We start from the raw sequence: 24,076 nt of genomic DNA, 5'->3' as shown, positions 1-24,076 counted from the left end.
ACATCACTTGCATCCCGGGGACGGCTGCGGTCACACTGACCCGACCATCCGTCAGACCGTGTGCGGGGCAGGGGAAATCGAGCGCACACGTCCGACGGGCACCGGTGGAACCGCGCTGTGGCGCGGACCTCGGTGCGCGGTACATTGCCCTACCCGGCCGGGCCCCCTGGTTCCGCGCCGGCCCCCCTGTGTCCCACACCGTCCGGACGCGAGCGAGGCCATGATGCGACTGAACCTCAATCAGCTGGCGATATTCGCGCAGGTCATCGAGTGCGAGGGGTTCTCGGCGGCGAGCCAGGTCCTGTTCCTGAGCCAGTCCTCGGTCTCGAAACAGGTCCAGAACCTGGAGATCGCCCTGCGGACCCAACTGGTCGACCGCTCGGGCCCGAAGATCCGCCCCACCCTCGCCGGCGAAGTGCTGCTGGCCCAGGGCCGGGAGGTGCTCGCGCTCGCCGACCGCACCGTCAAGGCCGTCCACGCGGCCGCCCAGCTCAACCGCGAGCCCCTGGTCATCGGCAGCACCAGCACCATCGGCGGGCAGTTCCTCCCGCACGTCCTGCGCGAACTGAAGCGCCGCGAACCCGCCACCCAGGTCACCCTCGACGTGACCACCGCCGACCGGCTCGCCGAGGCCCTGGAGGAGGGCCGCACCGGCATCGGCCTCAGCGGCGGCCCGCTGCCGCCCGGCCGGCACCGCTCCGAACGCCTCGCCGAGGACCCGATGGTGCTGATCGGCCCGGCCGACCACCCCTTGGCCGGCAAGGAACTCGTCCCCGCCGACCTGGCCGGCGAGACCTTCTTGCTGCGCGAGTGCGGCTCGCAGACCCGCCGCCAGCTGACCGACCTGCTGCACGGCTGGGAGCTGGCCGGCGCCCGCACCCTCGACCTGTGGGGCACCGAGGGCGTCAAGGAGGCCGTCCGGCTCGGCCTCGGGATCGGGCTGGTGCCGCGCAGCTCCGTCCGGCTCGACGTGCGCCACGGAGAACTCGCCGAACTCACCGTCCATCCGTCCCCCGAACCGCGCACCGTCACCGCCAGCTGGACCCTCGCCCGCCCGCTCACCGCGTCCGAGCAGCTGCTGCTCCCGCTGCTGCGCGAGGTCGCCCGCGCCGCCGCGGCCACCGCACCGGCCTGACCTCCGCCACGGCCGTCGTCTGCCCTGGGGCCTCGTCTGCTCGGGCCGCGCCCGGTTGCGGGCGCGGCCTTGACCGGGCGTCATGGCAGCAGGGCCGCGCCGGCTTCCCCCGCGGAGGCGCGCGGCGCCCGTCCGTGGCCACCCGAGAGTGTCGGAGACCCCCAGTGCAGACCGTGCGCACCTCGCAGCAGATCACCCAGGACGTCATCGCCTACATGGAGCCCGCGCTGCGCGACGCCGTGGCGCGGCTCGACGAGCCCGTTCGGCGGATGACGGAGTACCACTTCGGGTGGGTCGACACCGAGGGCCGACCGACCGCCCCGGTCGGCTTCCGGCGGCGACCCGCGCTGGTCGCCCTGCTCTGCGCGGGCAGCCGCCCCGAGGACTGGGACCCGGTCCGCACCGCCGCCGTGGCCGGCACCCTGATGTCGGCCGCCGGGACGGTCCACGACGACATCATCGACCGCGAAATGGTCCGCAAGGGCCGAGCGACCCTGTGGAACGCCTTCGGCGGGCCCGCCGCCATCCAGGTCGGGGTCGCCCTCCACTGCCTGGCCTTCGAGCTCCTCGCCGAGAAGGGTGACCCCGTCTCCACCGAACTCATCCGCCTGGCCGCCGTCGCCATCCGCGAGTGCTCGGCGGGACAGGTCCGCGACCTGGAGTCCGAGGGCACCTCACGGATGAGCCTGGAGCACTCCCTCGAACTGCTCGAATCCACCATCGCCCTGCCCACCGCCGGGGTCTGCCTGGCCGGCGCCCTCGTCCGCGGCGCCGACCCGGACGGCCTGGCCGCCGCCGAACGCTTCGGCTACCACGCCGGCATGGCCATGGCCTTCTACGACGACTGGGAGGGCATCTGGGGCACCGCCCGCGACGACCTCGAGGACCCGCTCGCCGACCTGCGACGCCGCAAGTCCCGCGCCTTCGCCGCCTTCGCCCTCCAGGCCGCCGGACCCGCCCGCGACCAGCTCGCCGCCTTCTACGACGACACCGCCGAACCCACCCTCGACCGGCTCCGCCAGGTCGCCGACCTGATCGAGGAGTGCGGCGGCCGCACCTGGCTGGAGGCCCGGATCCGCGAACACATCGCCCTCGCCCACGCGGTCCTCTCCCACACCGTCCCCGACCCCGTCGCCCAGGCCGAACTCGCCGCCTTCGTCGCCGCCCTCGCCGACGACCTGCCCTGACGGCACCGCGATGCCGATGGAGTCATGAGGGAACCGACGGCGACCCCCTCCCGCTGCCCGCCCCTTCCCGGGTGGTCGCGCTGTCCAGCAGCCCGATCCGCCTACCGGGCCCGTCCCGCCGGTCCCGCCGCACACTGACGGACCGTCCGGGGAATGCCTGCGGTGGCCGGTGGAGTTGAGGAGCAGGAACGCGTCCAACCGAGGAGATCCCCATGGCCGACCGGCCCCTGACCCTGATGGCGGTGCACGCCCACCCCGACGACGAGGCCACCGGGACGGGAGGTGTCCTGGCCCGGTACGCGGCGGAGGGCATCCGCACCGTCCTGGTCACCTGTACCGACGGCGGCTGCGGCGACGGCCCCGGGGGCGTCAAGCCCGGCGAGGACGGGCACGACCCGGCCGCCGTCGCCGCGCTGCGCCGCCGCGAACTCGAGGCCAGCTGCCAGGTGCTCGACGTCGACCACCTGGAACTGCTGGAGTACGCCGACTCCGGCATGATGGGCTGGGCCACCAATGACGCGCCCGGTTCGTTCTGGCGGACGCCGGTCGCCGAGGGCGCCGCCCGCCTCGCCGAGCTGATGAGGCACTACCGGCCCGACGTCGTGGTCACCTACGACGAGAACGGCTTCTACGGCCACCCCGACCACATCCAGGCCAACCGCATCACCATGGCGGCCCTGGAGCTGACCGACCTGACGCCGAAGGTGTACTGGACCACCGCGCCGCGCTCGATGATGGAACGCTTCGGCGAGGTCATGCGCGAGTTCGGGGCCGACTTCGAGGAGCCGGACCCGGCCGAGGCGGAGGCCGTGGTCGAATTCCCGGAGATCGGTCTCCCCGACGAGGAGATCACCACCTGGGTGGACACCACCGAGTTCGGCGGACAGAAGTTCGACGCCCTCGCCGCGCACGCCAGCCAGGGCGAGAACATCTTCTTCCTGAAGATGGGCAAGGAGCGGTTCACCGACCTGATGGGCGTCGAGACCTTCGTCCGGGTCCGGGACACCACCGGCGCCGCCGTCCCCGAGAACGACCTCTTCGCCGGCCTGCGCTGACCCCCCGGCACCGGCCGCGACCGGCCCCTCCCCCGGGTGGCGGCCGACCGCCATCCGGCGCATCCCGCCCCGCCGGGCCATCACCCGGCGGGGCCGGTCCACTACCGTGGCCGGATGACGGATCGCCCGACCGGCCGGACGGCCACCGAACCGGCGGCCGGCGGCCGTACGCCCACCAGTCGCACGGGTTACCTCCAGGCCGCCGCCGCCTTCGCCGTCTGCATGGCGGGCACCACCCTGCCCACTCCGCTCTACGGCCTCTACCAGGAGCAGATCGGTTTCTCCGAACTGACGGTCACGGTCGTCTTCGCCATCTACGCGTTCGGCGTCATCGGCGTCCTGCTGCTGGTCGGCAACGTCTCCGACTCCGTGGGCCGCCGCCCCGTCCTGCTCTGCGGCCTCGCCCTCGCGGCCGGCAGCGCGGTCGCCTTCCTCGCCGAACAGGGCCTGCCCCTGCTCTGCGTCGGCCGCCTGCTCTCCGGCCTGTCGGCCGGCCTGTTCACCGGCACCGCCACCGCGTACATCCTCGAACTCGCACCGCCCGGACGCCGCGCCCGCGCCGGCTTCGTCGCCACCGCCGCCAACATGGGCGGCCTGGGCTGCGGCCCGCTGCTCTCCGGCCTGCTCGCCGAGTACGCGGCCCACCCGCTGACCCTGCCGTTCGTCGTCCACCTGGTGCTGCTGGCCGCCTCGTTCACCGTCACCTGGTTCCTGCCCGAGACCGTCCCCGACGCCCGCCCGCTGCGCACCGCCCGCCCCCGGCGACCGACCCTGCCGCCCGAGGTGCGCGGCGTGTTCGTCCCCGCCGGGATCGCCGCCTTCGCCGGCTTCGCGCTGCTCGGCGTCTTCACCTCGGTCACCCCGGCGTTCCTCGCCCAGAGCCTCGGCATCCACAACCACGCCGTGGTCGGCCTGATCGTCTTCGTCGCCTTCTTCTCCTCCACCCTCGGCCAACTCCTGGTGCCCCGGCTCGGCACCGCCCGCTCCATCCCGCTCGGCTGCCTGGTCCTGATCGCCGGCCTCGCCCTGCTCGCCCTCTCCCTCGCGCGGACCACCCTGCCGCCGCTCGTCCTCAGCGCCGTCGTCGGCGGCATCGGCCAGGGCATGGGACTGCGCGGTGCGGTCGGCGAGGTCGCCGCCGCCGCACCCGCGGAACACCGCGGCGGCGCCCTCTCCGCCCTCTTCGTCGTCGCCTACTTCGGCATCTCCATCCCGGTCATCGGCGTCGGCCTCCTCAGCGAACCCCTCGGCCTCGCCGACGCCGGGCTGGTCTTCACCGCCTGCATGGCCGTCCTCGCCGCCGCCTCCGGCGCCTACCTCCTCCACCGCGCCCGCACCCGGTCCTGACCGCACGGCGCCGCCGGTCGGGGAGCTGACCGAGGTGATGCCGGCTCAGGAGGCCGTCGCGGGAACGAGGTGGTCGAGCCCCTGCGCGCTGGCCGTCGCGGCCTCGATCGAGCGCGGCAGCATGATGCTCTCGTACGCGCGGACGGCGGCGCCGACGTCGGATTCGGCGACCAGGGCGTGGGCGAGGTCGGAGCCGTCGAGCATGGCGAGGTTGGCGCCCAGTCCGACCGGGGGCATCAGGTGCGCCGCGTCGCCGAGCAGGGTGACGCCGGGAACGTGCTCCCAGGTGTGCGGGGCGGGCAGGACGAACAGGGCCCGGTGGGTGAACCCGCTGTCGCCGCTGCGCAGGAGGTAGCGCAGGCTATCGTCCCAGCCGTCGAACATCCGCAGCATGTGCGCCTGCACGGCCTGCCGGTCGCCGGGGTCGATGCCGGCGGCCAGGTGCCAGTCCTGCGGTGCCCGGAGCGCGATGTACGCGCGGATGTGGCCGTTGCTGTTGCGCTGGGCGACCAGGGACCGGCCGACGCCCTTCGCCAGCATCGAGCCGTTGCCGACCAGCCGGGCGAGGTCGGGGTGGCGGGTGTCGCAGTGGTCGAATCCGGTCTCGACGAAGGTGACACCGGTGTAGTGGGGTGCGGCGGGTGACAGGGCCGGGCGGACCCGCGACCAGGCGCCGTCGGCGCCGACCACCAGGTCGAAGTCCTCGGCGGTGCCGTCACCGAAGTGCAGCCGGCAGGTGCCGTCGGCCCGTGGGGTGACCCGGCTGACGGCGCGGTCCCACCGCACCGTGCCTTCGGTGAGGGAGTCCAGGAGCAGCCCGCGCAGCAGGCCCCGGTCGATCTCCGGCCGGCCGCCGTCGGGGGTGGGCCCCTGCCGCGTCAGGAGGGCGGCGGTGGCGAAGTCGAGCACGCGCCACTCGTCGCCTTCGGGGCGGGCGAGGGCGTGGAACCGGTCGAGGAGCCCCGCCGCACCGAGTGCGGCCTGGCCGGTGTCGGCGTGCATGTCGAGGGTGCCGCCCTGGGGGCGGGCGTCGGCGGACGCCTCGCGTTCGAAGACGGTGACGGAGCGGCCGTGTCGCTGGAGGACCCGGGCGCAGGTGAGGCCGCCGAGGCCGGCGCCGACGATCGCGATGCGGGGATGAGGAGTTGAGTTCATGACCACCAAGAAAGCACAGTCGCTCAATAAGTGCAACGACTACACTTTCGGCACGGATACACCTTGGAGTAAGGTGGGCACGTGACCGAACCGACCGGGCGCCGCGAGCGCAAGAAGGCCCAGACCCGCCAGTCCCTGGCCGACGCCGCACTGGAGCTCTTCCTCGAGCGCGGCTACGACCAGGTCGGCGTCAAGGACGTCGCCGACCGCGCCGACGTCTCGGTGACCACGCTGTTCAAACACTTCTCCGGCAAGGAAGCCCTGGTCTTCGACGAGGACGACGACCAGGAGGCAGCCCTCGTCGCCGCCGTGCGCGAGCGCACTCCCGGCCAGTCGATCCCGCAGGCGTTGCGCGAGCACCTCCTGCTGGGGCAGAGCCGGTTCGCCGTCCATGCCGCGGACCCGCGGTTCGCCGACTTCACGCGCATGGTGCAGGAGACCCCCGCGCTGCGCGACTACGCCCACCGGATGTGGACGCGCCACGAAGCGGCCCTGGCGAGGGCCATCGCCGAGGCCGTGGGAGCGCCCGAGGACGACGTCAGCTGCGCCGCCCTGGCCCGCTTCGCCCTCGAGTCCCGCAGCCTCATCCAGCGGCACCCCGAACCGCGCCGCGCCGCCGACGAGGCCTTCGCACTGCTCGAACACGGCTGGGCGGCGTCCCACCCGGCCGGCTGACCCCGCCCCGAACCGTCCCGAACCGCCCCGCGCCTGACCGCCCGTCATTGTCAGTGGTCCCCCATAAAGTGGAATCAACGTCGAAGGGGGGCGCCGAAAAGGCGCCGGAAAACGCGTCGAAACGCGCTCCCGACATCTGTCGAACGTGTGGAAAAGGGGATGGGACCATGGCCGCGAACAGGATCAAGCACAAGGTCAACCACGTCTCGCTGGTGGTCGACAAGTCCGGCTCGATGCGTCAGCACTCGGCCCAGCTCATTCGCGTCGTGGACGAATTCGTCAAGGGCCTCCAGGAGGAATCCGACCGGCTCGGCCACGAGACCCGGATCAGCCTCTACGCCTTCGACCACGAAGTGCAGAACCTGGTCTGGGACATGGACGTCAAGCACCTGCCCTCACTGCGCGGCCTCTATGCGGTCGAGAACGGTGCCACGGCGCTGATCGAGGCCGCCGTGAAGTCCATCGACGACCTGAAGAACATCTGGGAGGGCTACGGCGAGCACTCCTTCCTCCAGGTCGTCGTCACCGACGGCGAGGAGAACGCGTCCGGTTGCTCGGAGAGCGGCACGATGCACACCCGCATGGGCTCCGGGCGCGGCGCCGCCGTCCTGCAGAAGTGGATGGGCCGCATCCGCGGCGCCATGGAGGACCTCCCCGACCACTGGACCTCGGCGATCCTCGTCCCGAACTCCCTCGCCAAGCGCACCGCCCAGGAGTACGGCTTCCCCGCGGGCAACATCGCCATCTGGGACGCCGACTCCAGCAAGGGCGTCGAGGAGGCCATCGGCACCGTCAAGTCCGCGGCCACCAGCTTCCTGCGCGGCCGTGAGCAGGGCGTACGCGGCACCCGGAACCTCTTCGCCATGGGCCAGGACCTCAGCACCGCGGACGTCAACGCCAGCCTCGACGCGCTCGACACCGGCAAGTACATCCTCATCCCCGTCGACCAGCAGACCCCGATCCGGGAATTCGTCACCAGCGCCGGACACCCGTACAAGACCGGTTGCGCCTTCTACGAGCTGTCCAAGCGCGAGAAAATCCAGGGCAACAAGCAGCTCGCCGTCGCCGAGAAGGACCCGGCCACCGGACGGATGACCGGCCGGGTGTTCTCCGGCCCTGCCGCCCGCCGGCTCCTCGGGCTGCCCCAGTCGGAAGCCACCGTGAAGCCCGGCGAGAACCCGTCGTACACCGTGTTCGTCCAGTCGACCTCCGTCAACCGCAAGCTGGTCACCGGCACCAAGCTGCTCGTCATGCTCTGATCGGCGGCCCGCACGGCAGGCGGCCCGGCCCGGCTTCCCCGGTGGTTCGACCACCTGGACGAAAGCCGGGCCGGGCCCGCGGCGCTACGGCGCTCCCGCTACTGGGCGCCGGTGACGCCCGGGGCGACGAACCGGCGGTGGAGCGGGGCGAACGACACCTCCGGCGTACCGGTGATCCCCGCCTTCTCGATCGCCGGAGCGAGCCGCGAGGCCATGAACGCCTCGAACGCCTGCGGGGACTCCCACACGTCGGTCACGTGCAGGCCCTGCGCGTCGAACCACGCCACGTGGACGTGTCCCCCGGCCGCCGGCACCTCCTCCCAGTCCACCGCGGCCCGCACGGTGTCGTACTGCTCCGGCGTCGCCTCGGCCCACAGCATCGACATCACCACAGCCATCGTCGTTCTCCTTGCTCGAAGTCCGTGCACCTGCCCGACCAGCCAACCCCCGTCCGTCGCCGCGCGCACCCCACGACGACCGACGGTGTCACCCGACCGGCTCCCCCGGCACCTCCATCCTCCGCGCCTCGCGCTCCCACCCACAGAGCGCGCAGGGTCGCGACCCCGCACCCACGGGCCCCCTCCGCCCGGTACACGATGCGTCCGGCCCCGCGACCCGGCCGTCGATCAGCCCGCGCCGCGCCGCCGCGGCCCGGTGCCGAACTCGGGGCGGACCGGCCGGCTCACCCCCAGGGGAAGGGGATCGCGCAGCCTGGCCACCTGCCGCCGGTAGGCCCGCGCCTCGGCCGAGGTGCCGTCGACGGCGGCCTGGCGGTCGGGGAACATCACTGCTCCCGCGTGCGGTGCGGGGGTCCTCGTCCCCAGCCTTTGATTGCCGGTCAGGCGGCCGGTGGCGAGCCGTCCCCGGTCGACGTCGAACCAGACCTCGCGCCGGTTGCCGAACAGCACGGCACCCTGTCGGAGATCACGGACGTCGGTGTACACGTCGAAGTCCCAGTCGCCCGGGGCTCCGCCCGAGGCGTAGTGCCGACGGAAGTGCTGCAGGAACCGGTGCAGATCGACGGTCGCGCCGAACGGGACCACGGCGTCGTGCCACAGCTCACCGGCGAGGAAGTGGAGCCTCAACTCCAGGCCGTACAGCCGTCCTCGGACCTTCCTCCTGACGTGGAGCGAGAACGTGTCCGCGTCGCCGTGGCCGGCACGGTCCGCGTCGGCGACGTGCCGGCTGAGGTGCTCGAACGACAGCGTCTCCCGGTCGACCGGGAGGCCGGGGATCCGTTCGACCGAGCCGTGCAGCAGGTAGAGGCACATCAGGTCCACCGGATGCATGTCACGCGCCAGCCGCGTGAGGAACCCTTCGGAGTAACCGTCCCGCACAGATGTCTCCAGCCTTCGTCCCATACATGTGTCACCAGGTCTTCTTCCGAAGGATCACGGCTCCGCCGACCGGACCTCCTGGAGCAGGCCCCAGGTGAAGTCGGCCGTGCAGGCTCGCACCCGCCCGTCCGGGTCCGGTGCGGCGAAGTCGAGTCGGAACCGGGTCGGCGCGCTGCCTTCGCGGGGGACGGCGGGCGGGAAGGCGGCGCCGATGTCGCCCACCACGCAGCTCCACGGCGTCAGGTCGGCGAGCGAGTGCAGGGGTGGGACCGGTACATCGTCGGCCCGGACCAGCCACTCGTTCAGGAGCGGCGCACCGAGCTCGGCGGGTCCGATCAGGGTCTCGAAGCGCAGGTCGGGCCAGAGCGGCAGGGTCCACTGGCGTGCCGTGCACCGGAGGTCGCCGATCCGCCGCGCGCGGGTCGACCCGGGTGGTCCGAGGACGGCGGTGTACCGGGCGCCGCCGCGGGGGAAGCGGGGTGCGCGGAGCATCGCCTGCCACCGCTTGTTGGCCTCCCGCATCCCGGCCCGGGTGGCGCCCAGCCGCCGGACCGCGTCCTCGACCAGTTCGGGATGGTAGTCGGCCATTCTCCGCAGCAGGACGAGCTGGAGCTCGGTGGGCCCGAATCCGTTGATCGCCATGTCCGCAGGCTAGTGCCGCGTCGGGGCGGCGCGGGTCCGGATGCCCCCTGTGGCGTCGGCGAGTTGGACGGCCACGTACGGGTCAGGGGCGGCGGAGGACCTCGGTGAGGTGGTCGGCGGCGTCGACGACGGCCCGGGAGAGGTGGGCGCCGGGCTGGCGGGTGAAGCGGCCGATCGGTCCGGAGACGGTGACGGCGGCGAGGACCTGGCCGGACGGGCCGCGGACGGGGGCGGAGACGGAGGCGACGCCGGGTTCGCGTTCGCCGACGGACTGGGCCCAGCCGCGCCGCCGTACGCCGCTGAGGGCGGTGGCGGTGAAGCGGGCGCCCCGCAGGCCGTGGTGGAGGCGTTCGGGTTCCTCCCAGGCGAGCAGGATCTGGGCGGCGGAGCCGACCTTCATGGAGAGAACGGTGCCGACGGAGACGGCGTCGCGCAGGCCGGAGAGCCGTTCGGAGGAAGCAACGCAGATCCGGTTCTCGCCCTGGCGGCGGTAGAGGTGGGCGCTCTCGCCGGTGGCGTCGCGGAGGCGGGCGAGGACGGGCTTGGCGGCGGCGAGGAGCCGGTCCTCGCCTGCGGCGGCGGAGAGTTCGCCGAGCAGCGGGCCGAGGACGAACCGGCCGTGCAGGTCCCTGGCGATCAGACGGTGGTGTTCGAGCGCGACGGCGAGCCGGTACGCGGTGGGACGGGCCAGGCCGGTGGCCGAGACCAGGCCGGCCAGGGTGGTGGGGCCGGCTCTGAGGGTGTCGAGGATCGAGGTGGCCTTGTCGAGGACGCCGACGCCGCTCGTGTGCTCCATGGGTGGGTACTCCAGTCTCAAGTCCCGCGAGCACGGGGTGGGTTGGGCTCGCGGGGGCTCCGGGGGCGGGGAGCGGGTGCGGTCAGCGGGAACGGGCCGGAAGGGTCGGCCGATCGGCTGCGCCGGACGTGAGACGGGTACGCGAGGGGGCCGGGGCGGTCAGCACCCGGGCGAAGGACAGCACAGAGAACACCGTGTCTCCTCATCTTTACCCGCGCCACGTTGGCGGCAGGCCGGAGTTGGCACTGATCCCGGGCGGCGCGGCGCACATGTCCGACGCCGAGTCGTCCGGGGAGTTGCCGGGGTTTCGTAGGGCCGGTCCCTCCACCCCTCTGGATGATTCGCGAGGAACCATACAAGACTCCGCGGGCGCCCTGCACCACCACCCCTCACGGCACCCCTCACGGACAGAGGTGGACGGCCTCCACCGCGAACACGCTGTACAGCGTCGCGTCGGCGCGGTCGGGAACGGATTCGGTGTCGAAGGTGAAATAGACCGAGACGCCGGCCGGCGGGGCCGGTTCCGTTTCGATCGTGAACTGGTCGAGCCCGTGCGCCTGCGCCATGGGGCGCCATTCCACTCCGGCGGCGGAAAAGGCCGCACCGAGTTCCCGGAAGGTGGTGGCGGGGGCGATCGTCCGGTATTTCCCGGGCGTACCGGTGGGGATTCGGACGCTGTCGTACCAGGTGCGGAGGGAGACCTTGTTGATGACGCCGCACGCGCAGGTCTCGACCACAACGTCGCCGTAGCCGAACCATTGCGGCCAGGGCCGGTCGTCCACCGTGCGGCCCGATTTCTCGGGCGGGCCGAGCCGTTCGGTGACGTCCTCGAACGCGCCCAGCGGGCGGATTCCGGAAATCGCGCCGGATGCGCCGAGTTCGGTGAGCACGGTCAGCATGTGCATGCGCCCATGATGCCACAGGGCATCATGGGCGCACGGTTCACCGCGTTACTGCTGCGACCCCTTCCGTCAGAGCTTCTTGACGGCCTGGATCAGCATCTCGATTTCGGCGGCGCGGTTGTTTCCGCAGCTCCACGGACCGCCCCAGGTGCCCTTCTTGTTGCCGGGGGTGTTGAACTGGGCTATCGCGTCCCGGCCGACCGCGACGATTTTGTCCTGGAGGGTCTTGTCACCCCGGATCTCGGCCAGCGTGGCGTCGATCTCCTTCTGGGTGGCGTCGACCGGGGCGGGCCGGCCGACCTTGCCGATCATCTCGCCGGCGGCGTCGGTGAGCAGGCTGACCTCGGCGCCGTTCTTGAGGTTGATGTGCATGCCCTTGGCGCAGAAGTCGGGGTCCAGCTTGGCGACCCACTTGATGCCGCAGAACTTGGCCTTCTTCGCCCGGGGGGCCATCGCGGCCATCGAGCGCACGGCGGCGGCTCCGGAGGCGGCCTCCACCGCGCACTCGCCCAGCTTGGCGGCCTCGATGACCTCGCGCAGCCGGTCGACCGTGAGCCGGGCCAGCCGGACCTCCTCGAGGAACTTGGTGATGCCCTCGCTGATCCGGATGATCGCCCTGCTGACCGCGGGGAGCTTGCCCACCACCTCGATCAGGGCGACCAGGTTGACCGCCGTCCACAGGCAGCTCTCGACGTCGAAGGAGCTGAAGCACTTCTCGGCATCGGTCACGCCGAGCACGTCGAGCAGGATCTGCCCGCCGTTCTGCACGACCCAGTCGAGGACGTCCTCGTTGGCCTGCGCCATCGCCTGGTTGTACTCGTCGACGCACTCCTGGCCGCACTGGGCCCGGAGCGCCGCGACCTCCTCCGGGGTCAGGCCCGGCACGGCGGTCTTCGGGCCGAGCTGGCCCGCGCGGGCGGCCTGGTCGTCCTTGCGCTGCTGCTCCTCGGCGGCCTTGGCGTCGGCATCGGCCTGGGTGGCGATGGACTTGGCGTTGGCGGCGGCCTGCTCGGCGGAGCTGGCGTCCTTGTCCGCCTGGGACGCCGCACCGCGGGCGGTGGCCGCGTTGCCCTCGGCGGTGGTGGCGGCGGCGCGGGCCGCGGCGGCGTCCCGCTCGGAGTCGGTCGCGGCGGCCCGGGCGGCGCCCGCGTCGGAGTCCGCGTCCCGCGAGGCCATCGACGCCGCCATGGCGTCGGCCGCGGCCTGGTTGTTGTACGTGGTGGTGGCCGCGTCGGCGGCCTGCGCGGCGCTCGCCTCGGCGGCGGCCTGGGCGGCGGACTCCCGGGCCCGCTGCACGGACACCGCGGCCTTGGCGGCGTCCGCGGCCGCGTTGGCGGCCAGCTGGGCGGCGGCCTTGGCGTCGGCCTTGGCCTTGTCGGCGGCGGCCTGAGCAGCCTTCGCGGCCTTGGCGGCCTCGTCCGCCCGGGCCTTGGCCGCGTCCGCCTGCTGCTGGGCGATGGTCTTGCTCTCCTCGCCGACCAGGACGGCGAGACCGGCCGAGATGTCACTGGCCCGGTACGGCGTGCCGAGCGCGACGGCGTTGTTGCCGGCGTCGATCGCCGCGGTGGCGGCGTCGCGGGTGGCCGCGGCGTACTGCGCGGCCGCGTACGCCTGGCCGGCGGTCCGGGCGGCGTCGGCGGACGCGTGGTCCGATTCGAGCCGGGCGGTGATCGCGTCCTTGCGGGCGCCCGCCGCGGCGGTGGCCGCGGTCTGCGCCTGCTGTTCGGCGTTCTTGACGTTCTGTGCGGCGGCCGCGGACGCCGCGATGGCGTCGGCGGCGGCCGCGTGCGACGTGGCGGCGGCGGCCGCGGTGGTCGCCGCGTCGGCCTGGGCGGCGTCGGCGGCGGCGCGGGCCCGCTGGGCCGCCGCGGTCGCCCGGGTGGCGTCGGCCCGGGCCGCGATGGCGTCCTGGCCGGCCTGGTCGGCCGCCGTGCGGGCACCGTTGGCGGCGTCGGTGGCCTGGCCGGCCGCCGAGTCGGCGTCGTTGGCCGCCTGGCGGGCGTCCTGCGCGTCCGAGCTGCCCTGGGCGGCCGCGGCGGCCGCGTCCAGCGCCTTCTGCCGGGACAGCGCCGCGTCCCGGGCGTGCTCGGCGGCCGCGGCGCCGTCGCGGGACGCCGCCGCCTGGGCCTCGGCGGCCCGGGCGGCCGCGGCCTTGTCGGCGGCGGTCTGCTCGGCGCTCAGCGCCGCGTTCATCGCGCCGGCCGCGGCGGCCTGCTGCTGCTGGGCGGTGGCCTCGTGGGCCTGCGCGTCGGCCCGGTGGGACTCGGCCGACTGCCGGGCCGCCGAGGCGTTGGCGCGTTCCTGCTGCGCCACGGCGAGCTTGGCGTCGGCGTCGGCGGCCGCGGTCTTCGCGGTGGCCTCGGCCTGCTCGGCGGTGACCCGGTCGGTCTTGGCCTTGGCGGCGTTCTGGGCCGCCTGGTCGGCCTGGGCGGCCGCGGCGGCGGCCGCGTTGTGCGCCTGGTCGGCGGCCGCCTGGGCCGCGGCCCGGGCGAACTCCGCCTGGGCGGCGTGGTTCTGCGTGTCGATCAGCGCGTACAGCGCCTTGGAGTCGGCCTGGCCGGCCTGGACCGCGTTCAGGGTGGCCTCGATCGCCTTCGCCGCGGACTGCGCGGCGGCCGCCGAGGCGCCGGTGACCTGCGCCGACTGCAGCGCGTAGGTCAGCCCGCGTCCGTACGGCGTGCCGCTCGCCAGCGCGACCTTCCCGGCGTCGGCCTGGGCGGCGTTCGCCTTGTCGGCCTGGCTCTTGGCGGAGGCGGCCGCCTTCTGGGCGATCGTCAGCTGCGCCTGGATCGCCTTCTTGGCGTTGGCCATGGCGGCGGTGGCCTGGGTGAGCTTCTCCGGCTTCGGGTAGAAGATGTTGCTCTTCGGCTGGCCCTGCCAGTACTTCTGGAAGAACAGCATCCGCCCGACGATGTACGCCTGGCCCTGGGCCTCGTTCATCGCCGCGGAGGCGGTGCGCACGTCCTGGTACGCCTGGCTGTCGGCGGCGACGATGTCGGCGCGCTGCTTGGCCATCGCGTTCTGCTCGGCCTGCCACTCGGCGCTCGCGGTGGAGACGACCTCGTCCAGGACGTGGTTGGGGTCCACCGGGTCCCAGGCGTCGCAGCCGGCCCACTGGGTCTTCAGGTCCTCGACCTCGGTCCGGAACTCGACCGAGTCCTTGGCCGGCGCCTGGGTCGGGAAGCCGCCGAACCGCACGAAGCGGGCGACCTCGTACGCCGACCACTTCTTCACCACGTCGTCGCTCGCGTACCAGTGGTAGAAGCCCATCGAGCTCTGCTCGGTGGCCTGGTGCTGGTGGGCGACGGTCAGCGCCTGGTTCAGGGCGTCCTTGGACGGGGCGGGCGGGGGCGGCGGGTTGAAGTCGCGCTCGCCGGTGTCCAGCAGGAACTTCTGCATCGGGTCGAAGTAGTTCGGCGCGTTCAGGAAGGCGGTGTAGTCGTCGCCGAAGATGCCGTCGCCGAACGGCTTGGTCACCCCCGCCCACACACCCGGGCGGGCGTCCTGGGCACTGCTCAGCTTCTGCTCGGCGTCCCGGTCGTCGAACCGGGCGGCGGGCAGCGGGCCGTAGCCCATGTACTGCCCGGCCGTCAGGCGCAGGTCGGGGCGGTTGCTGGTGAGCGCCTTGGCGGCCAGCGCCTTCACCTTCGGCCCGCCCGCATGCAGCCAGCTGCCCGCGACGCAGGCGTCCCCGCGGGTGGTCGCGTCGGGGATCGCGATGTCCGCGGCCTCCAGGTCCGGCAGCGCGCGCTGCCAGATCCGCACCTCGGCCAGCTTCCCCGGGAACCAGTCGGCGCCCTGGCCGCCGGTGAGACCGCGGCCGAGCTGCAGTTCGCCGGCGGCCTTCCAGGCCGCGGTGTGCTTGGCGGTGGCGACCTTCATGCCGTTCACATAGAGCCGGATCTCGCCCGCCTGGGCGTCGTAGACGCCGGTCAGGTGGGTGAAGTTCCAGTCGCCGGTGGCCGGGACGGCGGCGGTGCCGCGTGCGGTGTCCCAGCCGGGCTGGTCGGCGTCGCTCTGCGGCATGGCGAACTCGGGCTTGCCGTCGGCACCGATCCGCAGGGCGAAGCCGGAGGCCCGGCCGCCCTCCTCGGTGATCACCGCTTCCGCGGCGCCGGCCTTGTTCGGCAGCACCCACGCCGAGACCGTGAGCGACTGGTCGGTCGGCAGGTTGAGCGGGACGGACGCGTACTGGTTGACACCCCCGAGCTGCAGGGTGCGGCGGGTCTGACCCGGGTTGCCCCAGATGATCGTGTTGTCGGTGGCCGGGTTGGCGACCGCGCCGTTGTGGAGGACGGCGTCCGGGCCGCCGGTGATCAGGTTCGGCGAGCGGTTCTCGTCGCCGTAGTCGAAGTCGTAGTGCGCCACCTCGCCGCGGACGGCGTAGCCGGAGCCCGGGGCCGGGTCGGTCCGGGGGGCGGCGGTGGGGGCGGGTGCCGGGGCCGGGGCCGCCTGGGCCACCGACATGGTCAGCGAGGTTGCGGTCACCAGCGCGGTGAGCGACAACACCCGGGCCAGGTTCCTGCGCACCCGGGCGGGGCGGCTCGGAACTCGTATGTGCATGCTGTTGCCATTTCCTGGATGAATGGTCTTCCGCGCCCAGGAGGAGGCAAGCTGTCCAAGTCTCGAGCACCCGACGCACCGTCAAGTCGCGCGAACGCGACGGACGGTACGGCCAACCCCCGTAGGCGACGGAATCCTCACACGTCCGCGCATGTCCCTGACACCCCCGATCGGCGGGGTGCCGCCCCCTCCGAACAGCGGGGTGGTGCGGCCCACCGCGGCACCGAACGATGCACAAATGATGCGAGTGGCCCTCGCACACCCATCCGCTGCACCGTGGCCACGTGTCCACCCGTCTGCCCGCACCGCCCCGGCGGCACCCGCCCGCCGGCCCCGCGCCCGAAGCGGCCGAGCGGCTGCGCCGCCTCGTCGCCTCGGTGGCCCGCGGCGACCGGACCGCCTTCCCCCCGCTGTACCGGGCCCTGGCCGCCCCCGTCCACGGGGTCGTCCTGCGGACCCTGCGCTGCCCCGCACAGGCCGAGGAGGTCGCCCAGGAGGTCCTCCTGGAGGTGTGGCGCACCGCCGCCGCGTACCGGCCCGACCGGGGCACCGTGACGACCTGGGCCCTCACCATCGCCCACCGCCGCGCCGTCGACCGCGTCCGCGCGGTGCGGGCCGCCACCGACCGCGAACTGCGTCTCGCCCACCGGGACGAACCCATCCACGAATCCGTCCACGCATCGGCCGCCGACGAGGCCGAACGGATCCTGGCCGGCCGGCGGGTGCAGTCCGCACTCGGCCGACTCGGCAGCCCCCAGCGCCAACCCCTGGTCCTCGCCTATTACGGCGGATACACGCAGAGTGAGATCGCCCGGCTCCTCGACCTCCCCCTCGGCACGGTCAAGACCCGCATGCGGGACGGGCTGCGCCGCCTGCGCACCGCCCTCGCAGACGAGCGGGACGAGTGACCGGCGCCGCCGTAGCGACCGGCTCGGCCGGCCCGCCGCAGCGGCCCGGCGACCCCCGTCACCGAACCGTTGGGCGCTACGCTTCGTGGTCGCCACGGCGGCGGTGTTATCAATGACACATGGCCGAAGAGCCCGACCGGGTACGACCCAGGTCGAAGCGGTGGCTGGTGGCGAGGAGTGCACTCGGGAAGAGTCCTCGGAGCGTCGCCGGCCAGGTCTTCGTGCTCCAGGTCGCGGTCGTGGTCCTGCTCGTGCTGGGGGCGATCCTGGCCCTAGTTCTCGAGCAGCGGCGGGGCAGCGACACCGAGGCCAAGAACCGCTCGGTGGCCGTCGCGGAGACCTTCGCGCACTCCCCCGGCCTGCTCGACGCCCTGAAGTCCCCCAACCCCTCGGCGATCCTCCAGCCCATCACGGAGGCGACCCGCCAGCAGGCCGGTGTCGACTTCATTGTGGTCATGGACACCCACGGCATCCGGTACACCCACCCCCTCCCGGACCGGATCGGCAAGCAGTTCGTCGGGACGATCGGCCCGTCGCTGGCCGGCCGGATCTACACCGAGAGCGTCCACGGCCCGCTCGGCCACGAGGTCCAGGCGGTCGTCCCCGTCAAGGCCCCGGACGGCTCGGTGGCGGGCCTGGTCTCGGCCGGGCTCAAGGTCAAGAACGTCGCCTCGGCCGGCAACCGCCAGCTGCCCCTCATCCTCGGCACCGGCGCCGCCGCCCTCGCCGTCGCCACCACCGGCACCGCACTGGTCGCCCGGCGGCTGAAGCGCCAGACCCGCGGCCTCGGCCCGACCGAGATGACCCGCATGTACGAGCACCACGACGCCGTCCTGCACGCGGTGCGCGAGGGCGTGGTCATCGTCGGGCAGGACAAGCAGCTGATCCTCGCCAACGACGAGGCGCGGGACCTGCTCGGACTGCCCGCCGACGCGGAGGGCCGGCACCTCGCCGACCTGGAGGACCTCGACGCCGACGCCGCCGAGCTCCTGCTGTCCGGCCGGGTCGCCACCGACGAGGTGCTCCGGGCCGGCGGCCGGCTGCTCGTGGTCAACCAGCGGCCGACCGACCGCCACGGCGGCGCGATGGGCACGGTCGCCACCATCCGCGACTCCACCGAACTGCGCGCCCTGGCCGGCCGGGCCGAGGTCGCCGGCAACCGCCTCGCCCTGCTGTACGAGGCCGGCACCGGCATCGGCACTTCCCTCGACGTCGTCCGCACGGCCGAGGAACTCGTCGAGATCGCCGTCCCCGGCTTCGCCGACTTCGTCACCGTCGACCTCGCCGACCCCGTCCTGCACGGCGACGAGCCCACCGGCACCGGCCTCAACCTGCGCCGGGTCGCGGTCGGCGGCATCCACCCGGACCACCCCTTCTACCCGCGCGGCCGACTGATCGACTTCGTCCCCTCCACCCCGCAGGCCCGCGGCTTCGGCAGCGGCCGGTCCCAGGTGGTGCCCGACCTGTCGGTGGCCGACGGCTGGCTCGCCCAGGACCCCGAGTGGACCCGCCGGATCGTCGACTACGGCGTGCACTCGCTGCTCACCATCCCGGTGACCGCCCGCGGCAACATCCTCGGCGTCGCCAACTTCTGGCGCTCCCAGAAACCCGGACCGTTCGACGACGGCGACCGCTCACTCGGCGAGGAACTGGTCGCCCGGGCCGCGGTCAGCATCGACAACGCCCGCCGCTACACCCGCGAGCACGCGATGGCCGTCACCCTGCAGCGCAGCCTGCTGCCGCGTGCCCTGCCCCCGCAGAGCGCCCTCGACGTCGCCCACCGCTACCTGCCCGCACAGTCCGGAGTCAGCGGCGACTGGTTCGACGTGATCCCGCTGCCCGGCAGCCGGGTCGCCCTCGTCGTCGGCGATGTCGTCGGCCACGGCCTGCACGCCGCCGCCACCATGGGCCGCCTGCGCACCGCCGTCCACAACTTCTCCGCCCTCGACCTGCCCCCCGACGAGCTCCTCGGCCACCTCGACGAGCTCGTCAACCGCATCGACCAGGAGGAGAGCGACAGCGGCTCCGACGGCGGCTCCGACACCGGCGTCACCGGCGCCACCTGCCTGTACGCCATCTACGACCCGGTCTCCCGGCTCTGCACCGTCGCGACGGCCGGACACCCCGCCCCCGCCCTGGTCGGCCTCGACGGCAGCGTCCGCTTCCCCGAGCTCCCTGTCGGCCCGCCGCTGGGCGCCGGCGGCATGCCGTACGAGACCGCCGAGTGCCGCCTGCCCGAAGGCACCCAGATCGTCCTCTACACCGACGGGCTGGTCGAGGAGCGCACCCGCGACTTCGACGTCGGCCTGGAACTCCTGCGCCAGGCGCTCTCCCACCCCGACCGGCAGCCCGAGGAGCACTGCCGGGCCGTCCTCGACGCCCTGCTGCCCGAGCGGCCCCAGGACGACGTCGCGCTGCTCGTCGCCCGGACCCGGGTGCTCGGCGCCGACCGGGTCGCCGAACGCGACGTCCCGTCCGACCCGGCCGCCGTCTCCGACGTCCGCGCCTGGCTCAACGCCACCCTCGCCGCCTGGGACCTCGACGACCTGGCCTTCGCCACCGAGCTGGCCCTCAGCGAACTCGTCACCAACGCCATCCGCTACGGCTCCCAGCCGATCCGGGTCCGCCTGCTCCGCGACCGCAGCCTCATCTGCGAGGTCTCCGACGGCAGCAGCACCTCCCCCCACCTGAAGTACGCCGCCACCACCGACGAGGGCGGCCGCGGCCTCTTCCTCGTCGCCCAGCTCACCGAGCACTGGGGCACCCGCTACACCCCCAACGGCAAGATCATCTGGGCCGAGCAGCCCCTCCCCGCCCCACCCGAACCCCCACCCGCCCCACCCAACCACCCCACGGCCACCCGCCCGCTCACCCCACCCCGCCCGGCGGACCACGCGCCCGCCTGGTGAACGCCCTGCCCCGGTGCCGCATCAGGCAGCGTTCGCCCTGTCGGACAGGCCGGGCAGTATGGCGGCACGAGTGAGCATGCTGTGGTGCCGGTGTCCTCGTCCTGGCAGCGGATCGACGCCTGGCCGGCCGTGCACGCGCCGGCAACCTTGGCGTTGCTCCGTCCTCCCGCGGCTGCGGATGAGCTGGAGTCGGCTCAACAGTCACTCGGCGTGCGGTTCTCCGTCGACCTGCGTGAGTCGTTGAGCTGTCACAACGGCGTGAGTGAGTGGACGAGCCTGCTGCCGGAACAGTCACCGCTCGGCGCGGCAGACATCGCGGAGCATGGGCGGATGTGCCTCGCGATCGCGTCGGACCACGATGGCCTGGTGGCGCGCCCCTGGGACGACGAGCCCTGGTGGCACCCCCTGTGGGTTCCTGGGCCGTGAGCGCCGACGGCAACGCTCAGGTGATCGACCTTCGCCCTGGAGGCGAGGCCGGGCGGCTGGGCCGGGCCGGGCACTCCGGCGGAGGCGACTTCTCCGACTCGTGGCCGGGCCTGGCCACGTACCTGCAGGAGGTTTCGCGGGCTCTCCACTGCGGGGGCGGCGTCCGCGAGATGTACCCCTGCCTGACCTCGGACGGCCGGCTCTGGTGGGACTTCGGGGAGAACTGCCACGCTCCGAACGACGATCCGCTCATCCCGGCGCCGGTCGGACTGGGCTGAGTGCCGCCGGTCAAGAGAGAGACCGCCATGGACGCGAGCGACCCTCATACGAGGGGGCATCGGCCCGTCGCGGGAAGCACGCTCCGTCGGGGCGCCGGCCGGGCGCGTGAGAGAGTCGGCTCGCAGCTCGCCCGCGCGTTTGGAGGTCCGGTCGATGGAGTGGCAGACGTACGGCCGACGCCAGGTCTACGGCAGCCCGTGGGTCGAGGTGTGGCTCGACGAGGTCGACGTCCCCGGGGTCGGGCGGATCGACCATCACGTCATCCGGATGCCCCGGCCGTCCCACCGGCTGCGAGTACGTCGGCGAGCCCACCGACCGCAGCGAGGCCACCCGGGTCGAGTGGGTGCCGGAGGCGGAGGTCGCCGAACTTCTCGCGAGCGGACGGGTCGCGGACGGCCCCTCGCTGGCCGCCCTGTCGTACTACCTCGGTCCGCACCGACTCGTGAAGGGCTGAGTGGCTGTTGCTCAGTCCCAGTCCTGCAGCTGCTGGAGCAGGTCGGCGTCGCCTTCCATCCGCAGCGAGCCGGCCGGGATGCGCATGTACATGAGCAGGGCCATCTCGCTCGCCGTGCCGTAGATGGCGGCAGTGGGCTTGCTCTCGGCGGCCTCCGCCGCGGTGAGGCGGGTGAAGCGGGAACCGGCGGCGTCCACCGTCTGGCGCCAGGAGCCGGCCTCGGCTGCGTGGTAGTCCATGGTGGCGGGCTCGCCCGGCCACGGGACCGTGCCGGTGCAGACGGTGGCGAGGAACTCCTCGATGGCGTCGACCGCCTCGGTCGTCGGCAGCTCCTGCGGGGTACCGGAGGCCAGCTGGGCGTCGTAGGTGTGGATCAGCGACTCCGGGACGCGGCGGCGGGCCACGGCGGCCACCGTGTGCGGCGAGGCCAGCGGCTCCCACCAGGCCCAGCAGCCCCGGTCCGGGCCGGCCTCGCGCAGTGCGGTAAGCAGTTGCTCCGTCGAGTCGGCCAGCCAGGTTATGAGGGCCTCGCGCTCCCTGGGCGCCGCCAGCCCGTCCTTGCTCGGCCGCTCGTCGCCCGGCGCGGTGTTCAGCACGATGTAGGCCCAGAAGCGGTCCCCCTCACTGAGGTGGTTCGCCAGGTCGTACAGCGTCCAGCCCGGGCAGGACGGGACGTCGGCGTCGAGGCTGGGGGCCGCGGCGACGGCGGCGCGGAACGCGGCGGACCGCTCGTCAATCATCCGCAGCAGGGTGGGGAAGTGGAGATGCTCAGTCACGCAGACCTTGTATCACCCGGACCGGGACTCTCGCACTCGGTTAAGTTCGAAAGAGCTGCGGGTGGGGGCAGGCGTCCAGGGGCTCCGTGGGCCGATCTGCCCAGTGCCAACAGAAGTGATCCGCCGAGCACTTCCAGGCGTGGCGACACACGCGCTTGTTGTCTTCGTCGCGGAGAGACAGGACAAGACCCGGGCTCTTCAGCGTTCGCCCGCGGTCGGAGCAGCTTGGCAGCTCAGGAGGGTTGTCCACGGCCGACAGAGCAGCTCACCCGATCGAGACGCCCGTTCGACCGAGACCCCTCAAGATCGGAACGACAACAGCCACTGACACATGCTCAGACCTCGCGCACCCCGGCGCGGTTCCCCGTGGGGGCGGTGCGCCGGGGTGCGGGAGGGCGGCGGTCGGAGGTCAGCGGCCCTGGAGGGACTTGACGTTGTCGCCGAAGGTCCAGCTCTTGGAGCCGTCCCAGTTGATCGACCAGGTCATGAGGCCCTTGAGCGAGCCGCCGAAGGCGTTCCACGACTGGCTGACCAGGCTGGGCGCCATGTAGCCGCCGCCCGCGCCGGACTGGGCGGGCAGGCCGGGCACCTGCTTGTCGTAGGGGACCTTGATGGTGGTGCCCTGGATGGTCAGGCCGTTGTTGAGGCAGGTGGTCTGTGCGGTGAAGCCCTGCACGGTACCGGCCTGGTAGGAGTCGCCGGAGCAGCCGTACATGCTGCCGTTGTAGTACTGCATGTTCAGCCACCACAGGCGGCCGTTGTCGACGTACTTCTTGATGATCGGCAGGTAGGCGCCCCAGATCGAGCCGTAGGTGACGCTGCCGCCGGTGACGTACGCGGTCTCGTGGGCCATGGTGAGGCCGAATCCGGCGGGCATCTGGGCGAGTACGCCGTCGATGATGCGGATCAGGTTGGCCTGGGAGGCGGACAGGGTGCCGATGCTGCCGCTTCCGGACAGGCCGGTCTCGATGTCGATGTCGATGCCGTCGAAGTTGTACTTCTTGAGGATCGGGACGACGGTCGCCACGAACCGGTCGGCGACGGTGCTGGAGCTGAGGTCGATGCCGGCGGCGGCGCCACCGATGGACATCAGGAGGGTCGCTCCGGCCGCCTTGGCCTGGCACATCTCGGCGGGGGTGGAGACCTTGACGCCCGCGTCCATGCCGTCCTGCCACAGGACGGTGCCGTCGGAGAGGATCACCGGGAAGGCGGCGTTGATGACGTTGTAGCCGTGGGCGGCGATCCGGCTGTCGGTGATGGGGACCCAACCCATGCCGGGGTGGACGCCGTTGGCAGCGCCGTCCCAGTTCTCCCAGTAGCCCTGGAGGACCTTGCCGGCGGGCCGGGGCTTCGTCGGGCAGGTGTCACCGGTCGGGGTGGAGCTGGTGCTGCTGCTCGGGCTCGGCGAGGCAGTGGTCGACGGGCTGGAGGACGGGCTGGCGCTGGTGCTCGTACTGGGGCTCGGGCTCGGTGAGGGGCTGCTGCCGCCGGGGCCGGTGAGCGAGATGTCGTCGGCGTAGAACGCGGGCTGCCCGTACCAGCCGTGCACGTAGACGGTCACGGAGGTGGTGGTGGCGCCGGTGGTGAAGCCGACGCTGAGCTGGCCGTACGACGCGTTGTTCGGCGTCCACGTGGACGGGGCGCTGGTGAGGCCGGTGCCGGTGGCGCCCAGGTAGACGTAGCTGCCCTGGACGTAGGCGCTCAGCGTGTACTGGGAGTTGGGCTGCACGCTGATGGTCTGGGCGCACTGGGCGTTGTCCTGGCCGGACGGTGTGGCCTTGAGTGCGGAGGTGCCGGAGTGGACCGGGCTGCTCACGGTCGCGGCGGCGCCGCTGGAGCAGGTCCAGCCGGAAAGTCCGCTCTCGAAACCGGAGTTGGCCACCAGGTTGGTGGTCGCGGCGCCGGCGGTGACCGAGCCGGCCACGGCGATGCCGGTGCCGATGACGGCGGCGGCGCTCAGCGCGGCGAGGACGCGGGTGAGGGTGCTCGGTCCGGTCCGGGTGTAGCTGGTCCGGTTCACGTGTGGTGCGCGGTCCAGGGGCGATCTGCGGACGGCGCGATGGTCGTCCGGCGGGCGTGGGGTACGCGGCCTCCGACGGAACATGCTGTGCTCCCTTCCCGCCGAGCGCCCCGGCCGCAGCCCATAGACCACAGCCATGGACATGACCGACGCGTGGGGGCGTGACGCCCGGCTCCGGGTGAGGTGGGGACATGTGGGGCTGTGCCGGACCGGATCGTAGGAAGGGACGGCAAGGCTCGTCAATAGGTCTG

General features: G+C 72.9%; 19 protein-coding genes and 1 riboswitch. Of the genes, 10 read left to right on the top strand and 9 right to left on the bottom strand.

The annotated features are described in order from the left end of the window. Window positions 1–220: 220 nt before the first annotated feature. The 4 genes from FHR36_RS34180 to FHR36_RS34165 all read left to right on the top strand — a co-directional run bounded on the left by FHR36_RS34180 (window position 221) and on the right by FHR36_RS34165 (window position 4,724). Window positions 221–1,135 (top strand): LysR family transcriptional regulator, encoded by a 915-nt coding sequence (locus tag FHR36_RS34180; protein ID WP_253803730.1) that lies wholly within the window; start codon window positions 221–223, stop codon window positions 1,133–1,135. 164 nt (window positions 1,136–1,299) lie between these two features. Further along, a complete protein-coding gene (locus tag FHR36_RS34175) occupies window positions 1,300–2,322 on the top strand; it encodes a polyprenyl synthetase family protein (RefSeq protein ID WP_253803728.1) in 1,023 nt (340 codons plus the stop codon). Between the two features lie 212 nt (window positions 2,323–2,534). Beyond that, on the top strand, window positions 2,535–3,377 hold the full coding sequence (locus FHR36_RS34170) for a PIG-L family deacetylase (protein ID WP_253803727.1): 843 nt from the start codon (window positions 2,535–2,537) through the stop codon (window positions 3,375–3,377). A 222-nt stretch (window positions 3,378–3,599) separates the two neighbouring features. Beyond that, entirely contained in the window at window positions 3,600–4,724 is a 1,125-nt protein-coding gene (locus tag FHR36_RS34165) for an MFS transporter (RefSeq protein ID WP_253804133.1), read from the top strand. 45 nt (window positions 4,725–4,769) lie between these two features. Here the strand turns inward: FHR36_RS34165 and FHR36_RS34160 are convergent, their stop codons facing one another. Beyond that, window positions 4,770–5,879 carry an FAD-dependent oxidoreductase gene (locus FHR36_RS34160; RefSeq protein WP_253803726.1) on the bottom strand — a complete coding sequence of 370 codons (1,110 nt, stop codon included), beginning with the start codon at window positions 5,877–5,879 and terminating at the stop codon, window positions 4,770–4,772. An 81-nt stretch (window positions 5,880–5,960) separates the two neighbouring features. Between FHR36_RS34160 and FHR36_RS34155 the strand changes: the two genes are divergently transcribed. After that, window positions 5,961–6,554 carry a TetR/AcrR family transcriptional regulator gene (locus tag FHR36_RS34155; RefSeq protein ID WP_253803725.1) on the top strand — a complete coding sequence of 198 codons (594 nt, stop codon included), beginning with the start codon at window positions 5,961–5,963 and terminating at the stop codon, window positions 6,552–6,554. A gap of 167 nt (window positions 6,555–6,721) precedes the next feature. Next, window positions 6,722–7,813: a vWA domain-containing protein gene (locus FHR36_RS34150; RefSeq protein WP_253803724.1), complete on the top strand. Its 1,092-nt coding sequence runs from the start codon at window positions 6,722–6,724 to the stop codon at window positions 7,811–7,813. Window positions 7,814–7,911: 98 nt separating this feature from the next. On the opposite strand, the gene FHR36_RS34145 is transcribed toward FHR36_RS34150, so the two are convergent. From FHR36_RS34145 to FHR36_RS34120, 6 genes are all read right to left on the bottom strand, one after another. Next, window positions 7,912–8,211 (bottom strand): hypothetical protein, encoded by a 300-nt coding sequence (locus FHR36_RS34145; RefSeq protein WP_253803723.1) that lies wholly within the window; start codon window positions 8,209–8,211, stop codon window positions 7,912–7,914. 228 nt (window positions 8,212–8,439) lie between these two features. Continuing rightward, on the bottom strand, window positions 8,440–9,102 hold the full coding sequence (locus tag FHR36_RS34140; protein ID WP_253803722.1) for a hypothetical protein: 663 nt from the start codon (window positions 9,100–9,102) through the stop codon (window positions 8,440–8,442). Between the two features lie 102 nt (window positions 9,103–9,204). After that, window positions 9,205–9,792, bottom strand: coding sequence for a hypothetical protein (locus tag FHR36_RS34135; RefSeq protein WP_253803721.1), 588 nt, complete (start codon window positions 9,790–9,792; stop codon window positions 9,205–9,207). Between the two features lie 82 nt (window positions 9,793–9,874). Next, a complete protein-coding gene (locus FHR36_RS34130; protein ID WP_253803719.1) occupies window positions 9,875–10,588 on the bottom strand; it encodes an IclR family transcriptional regulator in 714 nt (237 codons plus the stop codon). Window positions 10,589–10,787: 199 nt separating this feature from the next. Continuing rightward, window positions 10,788–10,931, bottom strand: a riboswitch (SAM riboswitch). A gap of 58 nt (window positions 10,932–10,989) precedes the next feature. Then, window positions 10,990–11,493 (bottom strand): hypothetical protein, encoded by a 504-nt coding sequence (locus FHR36_RS34125; protein WP_253803717.1) that lies wholly within the window; start codon window positions 11,491–11,493, stop codon window positions 10,990–10,992. 66 nt (window positions 11,494–11,559) lie between these two features. Next, the gene (locus FHR36_RS34120) at window positions 11,560–16,053 is read right to left on the bottom strand and encodes a LamG domain-containing protein (protein ID WP_253803715.1); all 4,494 of its coding nucleotides are present in this window, start codon (window positions 16,051–16,053) and stop codon (window positions 11,560–11,562) included. Between the two features lie 284 nt (window positions 16,054–16,337). On the opposite strand from FHR36_RS34120, the gene FHR36_RS34115 reads away from it, so the two are divergent. The 4 genes from FHR36_RS34115 (at window position 16,338) to FHR36_RS34100 (ending at window position 20,574) form a co-directional block, all read left to right on the top strand. Beyond that, window positions 16,338–16,961 carry a sigma-70 family RNA polymerase sigma factor gene (locus FHR36_RS34115; RefSeq protein WP_407660879.1) on the top strand — a complete coding sequence of 208 codons (624 nt, stop codon included), beginning with the start codon at window positions 16,338–16,340 and terminating at the stop codon, window positions 16,959–16,961. A 119-nt stretch (window positions 16,962–17,080) separates the two neighbouring features. Next, entirely contained in the window at window positions 17,081–19,870 is a 2,790-nt protein-coding gene (locus FHR36_RS34110; RefSeq protein WP_253803713.1) for a SpoIIE family protein phosphatase, read from the top strand. Window positions 19,871–19,954: 84 nt separating this feature from the next. Then, window positions 19,955–20,296, top strand: a complete 342-nt coding sequence (locus FHR36_RS34105) for an SMI1/KNR4 family protein (protein WP_253803711.1) — start codon at window positions 19,955–19,957, stop codon at window positions 20,294–20,296. After that, window positions 20,293–20,574, top strand: coding sequence for a hypothetical protein (locus FHR36_RS34100; protein WP_253803709.1), 282 nt, complete (start codon window positions 20,293–20,295; stop codon window positions 20,572–20,574). Before FHR36_RS34105 ends, FHR36_RS34100 begins: the two co-directional genes overlap by 4 nt. 466 nt (window positions 20,575–21,040) lie before the next feature. Here FHR36_RS34100 and FHR36_RS34095 read toward each other — a convergent pair whose 3' ends face one another. Next, complete coding sequence (locus tag FHR36_RS34095) at window positions 21,041–21,805, bottom strand: maleylpyruvate isomerase family mycothiol-dependent enzyme (RefSeq protein ID WP_253803707.1); 765 nt, start codon at window positions 21,803–21,805, stop codon at window positions 21,041–21,043. 409 nt (window positions 21,806–22,214) lie between these two features. After that, window positions 22,215–23,825: a carbohydrate binding domain-containing protein gene (locus tag FHR36_RS34090; RefSeq protein ID WP_253803705.1), complete on the bottom strand. Its 1,611-nt coding sequence runs from the start codon at window positions 23,823–23,825 to the stop codon at window positions 22,215–22,217. Window positions 23,826–24,076: the final 251 nt, after the last annotated feature.

The organism is Kitasatospora cinereorecta, assembly GCF_024172095.1.
Classification (GTDB): domain Bacteria; phylum Actinomycetota; class Actinomycetes; order Streptomycetales; family Streptomycetaceae; genus Kitasatospora; species Kitasatospora cinereorecta.
The sequence above is the reverse complement of the archived record's forward strand: the minus strand, read 5'-3'. Positions and strand labels throughout refer to the sequence as shown.